This is a genomic window from Archangium sp., assembly GCF_036388035.1.
Lineage (GTDB): Bacteria > Myxococcota > Myxococcia > Myxococcales > Myxococcaceae > Archangium.
Map to the genome: position 1 here is coordinate 1 of NZ_DASVSO010000357.1, position 8,214 is coordinate 8,214.

Annotated in this window: 8 protein-coding genes; 1 reads left to right on the plus strand and 7 read right to left on the minus strand. The window is 70.7% G+C overall.

All coding sequences use genetic code 11. The features are described from left to right. The 6 genes from VF697_RS14475 to speD form a co-directional block, all read right to left on the minus strand. The coding region (locus VF697_RS14475) for an NAD(P)-binding protein (RefSeq protein WP_331095320.1) at positions 1-579 on the minus strand (579 nt) is incomplete at its 3' end. Further along, positions 570-2,066, minus strand: coding sequence for a polyamine aminopropyltransferase (locus VF697_RS14480; RefSeq protein ID WP_331095322.1), 1,497 nt, complete (start codon positions 2,064-2,066; stop codon positions 570-572). The genes VF697_RS14475 and VF697_RS14480, both read right to left, overlap by 10 nt. A gap of 25 nt (positions 2,067-2,091) precedes the next feature. Beyond that, positions 2,092-2,319, minus strand: a complete 228-nt coding sequence (locus VF697_RS14485) for a DUF350 domain-containing protein (protein WP_331095323.1) — start codon at positions 2,317-2,319, stop codon at positions 2,092-2,094. A 5-nt stretch (positions 2,320-2,324) separates the two neighbouring features. Beyond that, the gene (locus VF697_RS14490) at positions 2,325-2,477 is read right to left on the minus strand and encodes a hypothetical protein (protein ID WP_331095325.1); all 153 of its coding nucleotides are present in this window, start codon (positions 2,475-2,477) and stop codon (positions 2,325-2,327) included. Positions 2,478-2,489: 12 nt separating this feature from the next. Further along, the gene (locus VF697_RS14495) at positions 2,490-4,388 is read right to left on the minus strand and encodes a DUF4178 domain-containing protein (RefSeq protein ID WP_331095327.1); all 1,899 of its coding nucleotides are present in this window, start codon (positions 4,386-4,388) and stop codon (positions 2,490-2,492) included. Then, positions 4,385-4,711, minus strand: coding sequence for an S-adenosylmethionine decarboxylase (speD, locus tag VF697_RS14500; RefSeq protein WP_331095329.1), 327 nt, complete (start codon positions 4,709-4,711; stop codon positions 4,385-4,387). The genes VF697_RS14495 and speD overlap by 4 nt, the downstream gene beginning before the upstream one ends. Before the next feature lie 115 nt (positions 4,712-4,826). Here speD and VF697_RS14505 point away from each other — a divergent pair, with 115 nt between their 5' ends. Next, complete coding sequence (locus VF697_RS14505) at positions 4,827-5,843, plus strand: lipase (RefSeq protein WP_331095331.1); 1,017 nt, start codon at positions 4,827-4,829, stop codon at positions 5,841-5,843. Between the two features lie 3 nt (positions 5,844-5,846). Here VF697_RS14505 and VF697_RS14510 read toward each other — a convergent pair. Then, the coding region (locus VF697_RS14510) for a CHAT domain-containing protein (protein ID WP_331095333.1) at positions 5,847-8,214 on the minus strand (2,368 nt) is incomplete at its 5' end.

The window sequence follows — 8,214 nt, forward strand, 5'->3', positions numbered from 1 at the left end:
GGCGTTCATCCTCGCCTCGAAGCGCTCCAGCTCGGCGAGGTCCGCCGCGCTCGCCCCCGCGCGCAGGTAGAGGCCCTCGTACCACTCGCCCTTGTAGAAGAGGCGCTCCTCGGGCTCGCGGATGAGCATCTCCTCGGCGAAGGTGGGGTAGCCCTCGGCGTCCACGCCCGTCACCGCGCCCAGCTCGCGCAGCAGCCGCATCACCGGCCCGGCGTCCACCAGCGGGGCCGGCAGGTAGTGCGCGCCCCACGGGTACGCGGACACCTCGTTGCGCCCCGAGCGCGCCGTGCCCCCGGGCTCCGACTCCAGCTCCACCACCCGCACGTCCTTCACGCCCGCGGCCGCCAGTCGCCACGCCGCGCTCAGGCCCGCCACGCCCGCGCCCACCACCAGCACGTCCACCGGCTGGGCCTCCGCCGCGCGCGGCAGGGGGCCGCCCCGCAGCTTGTGCCCCACGTCCACGGCCCTATCCACGATGGCCCCGGGCACGGGCGCGCGCGGGCGCTCCCGCCGGCACGCACTGGCCGCCACCGCCGAGCCGAGGAACGCGGCGACGAGCTCGCGCCGCGTCAGTTCCACCGCGACCACTCCTCCTCGTAGTAGTGGACGAGCACCTGGTTGTTCAGCCGGTTCACCTCCGCCGGCAGCGGGCCCAGGTCCGAGGGGAACTGGAAGAGCGTGGCGAGCGTGTCCTCGGAGAGGAAGCGCAGCCCCTCGGGCAGCGGGCGGCGCTGGGGCGTGCCCTCGTGGGCCACCAGCACGTAGCCCCACTCGCCGAAGGAGGGCACCAGCGCGTGGTACGGCTGCGTCCAGAAGCCCGCCGCCTTCAGCGTGGTGTCGATGCACCAGAAGGAGCGCCGGGCGAACAGCGGCGAGGTGCTCTGGATGACGGCCACCCCGTCCGGTGCCAGCCGCTTCTTCAGCAGCTTGTAGAAGCCCGTGGTGTAGAGCTTGCCCAGCGAGAAGTTGTTCGGGTCCGGGAAGTCCACCACGATGACGTCCCAGGTGTCGCTCCCCTCCCCGAGGAACTTCATCGCGTCCGTGTTGACGACGTGCATGCGCGGGTCCGTCAGCGCGTGCGCGTTGAGCTGCGCCAGCTCGCCGTAGCGCGTGGCGAGCCCGGTGATCGCCGGGTCCAGGTCCACCAGGGTGACGTTCTTCACCTCGGGGTACTTGAGGATCTCCCGCCCCGCGAGCCCGTCCCCGCCGCCGAGCACCAGCACCCGCTCCACCTTGCCCGCGCGCACCAGGGCCGGGTGCACCAGGGCCTCGTGGTAGCGGTACTCGTCCACGCTGGAGAACTGGAGGTTGCCGTTGAGGTACAGCGAGAAGCCCCGCTTGCTGCGCGTCACCACGATGCGCTGGTAGGGCGAGCTCGTCGCGTGCACCACCTCGTCCGCGTAGAGGTGCTCCTCGGAGAAGTTCGTCAGCCGGTCGCCCAGCACGAGCCCCACCACCAGCAGGACGCTGAGCAGCACCGCCTTCACCCGCAGCCGCGTCGGGTGGGCGAGCACGGGCGCCAGCAGCCACGTGCTCCACAGGCCCACCAGCGCGTTGAGCAGGCCGAACATCAGCGAGGTGCGCACCAGCCCCAGCTTGGGCACGAAGAACAGCGGGAAGGAGATGCTCGCCGCCAGCGCGCCCAGGTAGTCGAACGTCAGCACCTGGCTGACCAGGTCCTTGAACTTCACCTGGTCCTTGAGGATGCGCAGCAGCAGGGGAATCTCCAGCCCCACCAGCGTGCCGATGGCCAGCACGCTGCCGTACAGCGCCACCCGGAAGACGTCCGTGAGGGCGAAGGTGAGGAAGAGCAGCGGCGCGCAGAAGCCGCCCGCGAGCGCCACCCCCAGCTCGATCTCCACGAAGCGCTGGGCCACGCCGCGCTCGATGAAGCGCGACAACCAGCTGCCAATCCCCATGGCGAAGAGGTAGCCCCCAATCACCGTGGAGAACTGGGTGATGGAGTCGCCGAGGAGGTAGCTGGCGAGCGTGCCGACGATGAGCTCGTAGATGAGCCCGCACGTCGCGATGACGAGGACGGTGACGAAGAGGAGCGTCTTGTTCACGCGGGTACGGCCTGCGACGGGGGCATCAGCCCGAGATGGCCGCGGCCACGATGATGGCCAGGCCGATGATGAAGGAGCCCATGACGATGCCGAGGGCCGTGTTCTGGTCGACCTCGATCTCCTTGTGCACGTCGAACGGCATGATGAGCCGGAACACGAACAGGCCCGCCACGAACACCGCCAGCCCGATGAGCGAGTACACGAGGCTCGCCACCAGGTTGTCCACGTTCACCACCACTGCCAGCAGCCCCATCAGCATCACTTCCCTCCCATGAAACCGCCGGTCCAGGTACGCACTCCACCGCCGCGCACGCCCGCCACCTGGCCGCGCTGCGAGCGAGTGAAGGGCTCCCAGCCCGAGAACGCCACCACGGCGTAGAGCAGCACGATGACTCCACCGATGTACTTCATGGCCACCCTCCCTCAATCATTCGAGCTGGAGCCCAGGTTGCTCTCCGCCCAGCGGGCCGACTCGAAGCTGGAGGAGCGGAAGAAGGCCAGCGCGGGCGCGATGAGCAGCATCACCAGCGCGCAACAGAACCAGTTGCCACGCGGGGTGTCACTGACGAGCGCCACCTTGTAGTTGTGCCCCTGCGGCGGGCCGTCGAAGAAGGCGGTGGTGCGCAGCACGTAGCGCCCCGGCGCCACCGAGGACACGTACTCCGCCTCGCTCTGGCCTCCCTCGCTCCAGGAGCCGTCCGAGTCGCTGCCGGAGTAGTAGCTGATCTCCTCGTAGAAGCTGACCACCTCGCCGGTGGCCTCGTTCACCAGGTCTCCCTGGACGCCGAGCCAGCCGTTGCGCACGGGCGAGGACACCTCGGCGCGCACGTTGCCCCGCTTGTGAATCTCGAAGGGCTGGCTGAAGTGCATGGCCGTGGGCGTGCCGGACTGGGCGTCCTGCGCCACCGTCACCTCCTCCACCAGCACCGTCTCATTGGCGGCCCGCACGTTGACCACGAGGTACACGGCGAGCAGCACCATGGCCCAGAGGCCCGTCCACTTCCACGCGGGCGCGCTCGAGTTCGGGTTGGGCTGGCTGGGGGCGATGCCGTGGGGCGTCGGCAGGGGCTCCTTGAGCTGGAAGGCGTCGCGCACCACCTCGGGCAGCAGGTACTCGCCCCGCGTGTACGTCACCTCGTTGTTGTTGCGGTCCAGGTTCACCGAGTACGGGGGATTCACGTACTCCTCGGCCTCGGCCCACTCGCCCGCCTTCACCTCCCAGTAGAACTCGCCCAGCACGGCATCGGTGATGGCCGTCACGCGCTGGAAGGCCCGGTAGCGCTTGCCCTCCAGGTGCGCGGCGACGCCCTCGGCCACCGCCACCTCGCCCGCGTCCAGGGGCGTGAGGTACACCCAGTGCCCGTTGGAGTTCATCAGCCAGGTGAAGCCGCGCTCCCGGTTGAAGAGGAGGTACTCCTCCCAGGGGTAGCGCACGCCCTCCACCGTGGCCGAGCGCACCAGGAAGCCGATGCAGATCCACTGCGCGCCATCCAGCTTGCCCCGGGCCCCCAGCGGGATGAGGGGCGGGTGGTCCGGCTTCTCCAGCACCTGGAGGAAGGCCAGCTTGCCCTGGCTCGCGTCGAGCAGCGCGCCGCAGTAGGGGCAGGCCACGCGCTTGGTCCGGTCCGGAGCGCGCAGCTCCAGCGCGCCGTTGCAGTTGGGGCAGCGCGCCTGCTGCAGCGCCACCTTCTTCACCCGGGGCCGGAGCTGGTCCGCGGCGATGCCCAGCTCAGTCAGCTTCAGCTTCCGGCCGATGTAGACCTCGGGGTCCCCCCGCTCGGTGCCAAAGTCCAGCGTGGCGAAGACGCCGCCCGGGCCCGTGACATCCACGTAGTAGCTGTCCGCGCTCGGGTCCACGTCACTGGGCAGCTGGCCCGCGGCGGACACCACCCGGCCACGCCCGCGCTCCTCCACCACGAAGCGGTGGTCCTTCAGGCTGAGGCGCTGGCCGGGATGCAGGTCGTCGTACCCCAGGCCCTGCTCCACGCCCGAGGCGAGCAGGAAGTAGAAGGCGCCCTCGGCCTCGGAGATCCACCCGGTGCGCCCGTCGTCGAGCTCCGCGTACCACTCGTCCCAGGGCCCCGCGCCGTGGTCCTTCTGGAGATGGCCCACCAGCCGGTAGCCGACGCGGCCGATGCGGCCCTCCGCGTTGAGCTGGAGGGGCGAGTCGGTGTCGACGATGGCGCCGATCTTCCCGTGCGCCTCGAGGTTGAGGCCCTTCTTCGCCACCACCGTCTGGCAGTGGTCGCACACCACCACCAGCGCGGTGCCAGCGGTGAACTCGATGGGAGCCCCACAGGAGGGGCAATTGCCCTGCGTCACGCCCCTACCCCCCGAGGCAGCTCACGGACGCGGCAGGAGGCCGCGCCGAGGTGCCGCCCCACCAGCGCCTCGAAGTCCGGGCGCGAGCGGGGGCGGCAGCAGTAGACATTGAGCGCGGCGAAGCCGTGCTCGGGGAAGGTGTGGACGGCCAGGTGGCTCTCCGCGAGCAGCGCCAGTCCGGTGATGCCACCCGGCTCGGGGAAGACGTGCCACTGCGGCTGACCCACCACCTTCAGCTCCAACAGCACGACGAGCTCCTCGAACAGGGCCGCGAGCACACCGGGCTCCTTCAGGCGCTCCGGCGGGCACCCGCTCACATCCACCAGCCATTCCTGTCCGGTTGTCAGAGCCCTTCCTCCCGATGACCCCCACCTTGTACCACGGGCCCCGGGGCGGGGGAGAAAGGATGGGCCCGGCCCTGGTAGACTCCGGGTCCGCATGTCCCAGAAGGACCTCCTTTCCCGCCCTCCGCCGCCCCCGTCCCAGGGGGAGCACCCCGTCGCCAACACCCTGAAGTCACCCGCCCCGGGCGCGGTGGCCAGGCTCGTGCGCTCGCTGCGCGGCCTGCCCGAGGCCGAGCGCTGGTCCGGCGCCGGCAGCACGGGGCTCGCCGGCTGGTTCAAGGCGGAGACGCCGTCGCCCACGGAGGACATCACGGCGCGCTTCCGCGAGGTGCACCAGCGCGTGCGCGAGGACGAGCCGGTGCTGCCGGACGAGGCGAGGCGCCACCTGTACCTGCTGGTGAAGGGGATGCTGGGAGACGAGCTGCCTGGCTACCTGGAGGACAACCAGCTTCGCCTGGAGAAGCGGGGGCTGGAGACGCGCGCGGTGGCGGTGGACACCGAGGGTCGGCTCTCGGACAACGTGGAGGTGGTGCGCGACGCGCTGCTGGACGCCGCCCACTTTGGCCGCACGGTGGTGCTGGTGGGCCACAGCAAGGGGGGCGTGGAGGCGATGAGCACGCTGGCGCTCTACCCGGACTTGCGCCGCCACGTGCGCGCGATGGTGGCGCTGCAGGCACCCTTTGGCGGCTCGGTCATCGCCAATGACCTGGTGACGACGCCCTCGCTGCGGCGGCTGCTGGACGTGGCCTTCCCCTCGCTCTTCCAGGGAAAGGCGGGCTCGGTGGAGGACCTGTCGTACGCGCGGCGGATGGAGTTCGTGCGACGCCACCCCTACCCCGTGGACGTGCCCACGGTGGCGCTGGCGACATCGCGGCTGTCGAGGCGCTCGCTGATGCGGCCGCTGTGCGCATACGTGCAGGAGCGCTACGGCTGGGCGTGCGACGGGCTGGTGAACGCGGTGGACGCGGAGGTGCCGGGCTCGCGCGTGGTGCGGCTGGACGACATGGACCATGCCGAGGCCGCCCTCATGGGCCTCCCCGGCTTCTCCAACTACTACCCGAGCGACGTCACCGAGACGATGGTGGCCCTCGCACTCGACACGAGGGCCTGAGCCTCACGCCGCCGCCGTACGGGCATCGGCGACCGCTGGAGCGAAGCGCGCCATGACATCCCCCACGAACACGTAGGACAGGTACGTGGGAGACGTCCGCGCCGCGCGCTGGCGCAAGTCTCGCAGCGCCTGCCCCACGGTGTGGTGCTTCTCCCGCAGGTCCGCCATGAGCTGCTCCACGGCCTCGCGGGCATGCGCGTCCTGCACCGGCCACATGGGCGCGATGAAGCCAGAGAAGCCCCGGTTGACGAAGGCCTCCGCCCAACCGCCCATGCCGCCCAGCATGTCCCGGGCCGCTCCCACCTCACAGGCGTTGAAGAGCACGAGCGGCCTCGACTTCTGGCCCAGCTTCACCATGGAGTTGCGCACATCCAGCGTCTGCAGCGGCTCGTCCTCCAGGTAGATGCAGGAAGGCGCCGCATCATCTCCGCTGTACTTGCCGTGCCCGGCGAAGTGCAGCACCGCGATGGGCTTCTTGATGTAGTGGCCCTCCAGCAAGTCCATCACCGGCCTGTAGCTGCCGGGCACGCGCATCGCGCCGAACCGCTGCGCGAGCAGCGACGACTCCTCCTGCGCCTCCGGCAGCGGCGCGAGCATCTTGTGATCCTGGTAGTCCGGCGCGATGGTGACGACAGCCCCTTGAGGCAGCCGCGCCGTCAGCGAGGTCTCGTAATCGAGCAGCCACCGCGCCACCGGGTGCTCCATGCACAGCAGCCCCGCGTCGGGCACGTCCTTGGGGACCATCAGCTCCCAGGGGATATGCGGATCGTCGGTGATGAACTGGATGGGGAAGTCCGAGCCGTACTGCTCCCGCAGGGCCCGAAACGTCTGACGGAAGGCGGCGGGCGTCCTGTCGTAGAGGAACTCCCCCATCCCGATGAACCAGGTGAAGTGCTTGCCGGAGCGCAGCTCGCGCGCCGTGGAGGCCAGACTCTGGAAGAAGGCCGCCGGATCCGAGCCCAGGTCCACCTCGCCCGAGAGCCGGGCCGGCAGACCCTTGCACTCCACGCCCACCTGCATCATCCAGTACAGGCGCCGCGGGTTGCCCCGATCCAGGCGGTGGATCTGCACCGTCAGGTAGGGACTCTTGACGTGGAGGTCCAGGGAGAACGTTCCCCCGTCCTTGACCTCGGAGAAGGCCTCGAGCGCACCGGAGGAAGCGGAGATGGGAGCCGCTCCGGACGGCGAGGGGGAGGAGGAGGGAGTGGAGGAGGACGGACCGGGGCTGCCCGTCCCATCGGACACGACGGGGATGCGCCGCCGGGCCGCGCCGCAGAAGCGCCCCTTGTGCTCGAAGGTGGCCACCACGACGAACTCCTCGGCGGCACTCTCGCGCACGGTGGCGGTGAAGGTGGCGGCGATCGAGTCCTGGTTGCGCCGCACCCTCACCTCGCCCGTATCCCCACCGGGCTCGAACTTCAGCTCGGAGCAGAGCAGGCGCACCTTGATGGGCACCTCGCTCCAGTCCGCGTCGAGGCCGGACAGGAGGAGGCCCGAGGACTCCGTCTGCACATCCACCGGCTCGCGCAGCAGGTCCACGGTCAGGGAGAGCCGCCGTCCCGGGCTCGCGGGCCCTCCGGGGGTCACCGAGGGATGCCGGGTGATGGTCTGCCCCTCGGCCTGGGCCTCGGGCGCGGCGGAGAACGCCTCCAACGCGGGAGCCGGGGCCGTGTTGTCGGGGGGCTGCCGCTGGGCGAGGCCGACCTGCACCCGCGGCGCCGCGGCAGCGGGCACGCTCCGGTGCTCTCCCCCGGGCAGCTCGGGCGAGCGCGTCGGCTTGACCTTCACCTCGCCCTCCTCCCCCACCTGCGCCAGCTCGTCCTCGCGCGGGAAGACGGCGAAGACGTTGGACACGGGGACGACCTCGGGGCCTCCCTTGACGACGATGCGGTACAGGCCCGGCGCCAGCGGGGGCAGCTCGCCCACGTGGAAGCCGTCCTTGTCGCGCTTGAGCGCCAGCCTGGGCCCCCGCTTCGTCTCCACGTGGGTGACGAACGCCTCGAGCGAGACGGGCTCCTGCGAGGGGCGGACGCGGAAGGTGACGGGCTCGTCGTGCGCGTACGCATCGTCGAGGTGGAGCGAGAGCTGCTTGGGCGGCAACTCCGGCGCGCGGTACTTGTCGAGGTCGATGCGCTGACTCGTGAGGATGCCCTCCACGTGGGCGAGCACCTCGGCGGCGTTCTGCAGCGAGGCGTGGGACGTGGGGCTGTACATGGCGCGCGCGTGGTGCCGGCTCTCCACCGGCAGGGCGGACACGCGCGGCACGGTGCCATCTCCCGCGTTGTCCGTGCCGTCCGGATCGCTGTGGAGCAGCTCCAGCCCGGACGCGGTGAGGCGCGCGCCCTGCAGCGTGGGCTGGAAGATGCCCACC

Excerpts from the sequence above, each read along its gene's own strand:
- VF697_RS14485 (WP_331095323.1), bottom strand. The coding sequence starts at position 2,319 with ATGGGGCTGCTGGCAGTGGTGGTGAACGTGGACAACCTGGTGGCGAGC.
- VF697_RS14490 (WP_331095325.1), bottom strand. The coding sequence starts at position 2,477 with ATGAAGTACATCGGTGGAGTCATCGTGCTGCTCTACGCCGTGGTGGCG.
- VF697_RS14505 (WP_331095331.1), top strand. The coding sequence starts at position 4,827 with ATGTCCCAGAAGGACCTCCTTTCCCGCCCTCCGCCGCCCCCGTCCCAG.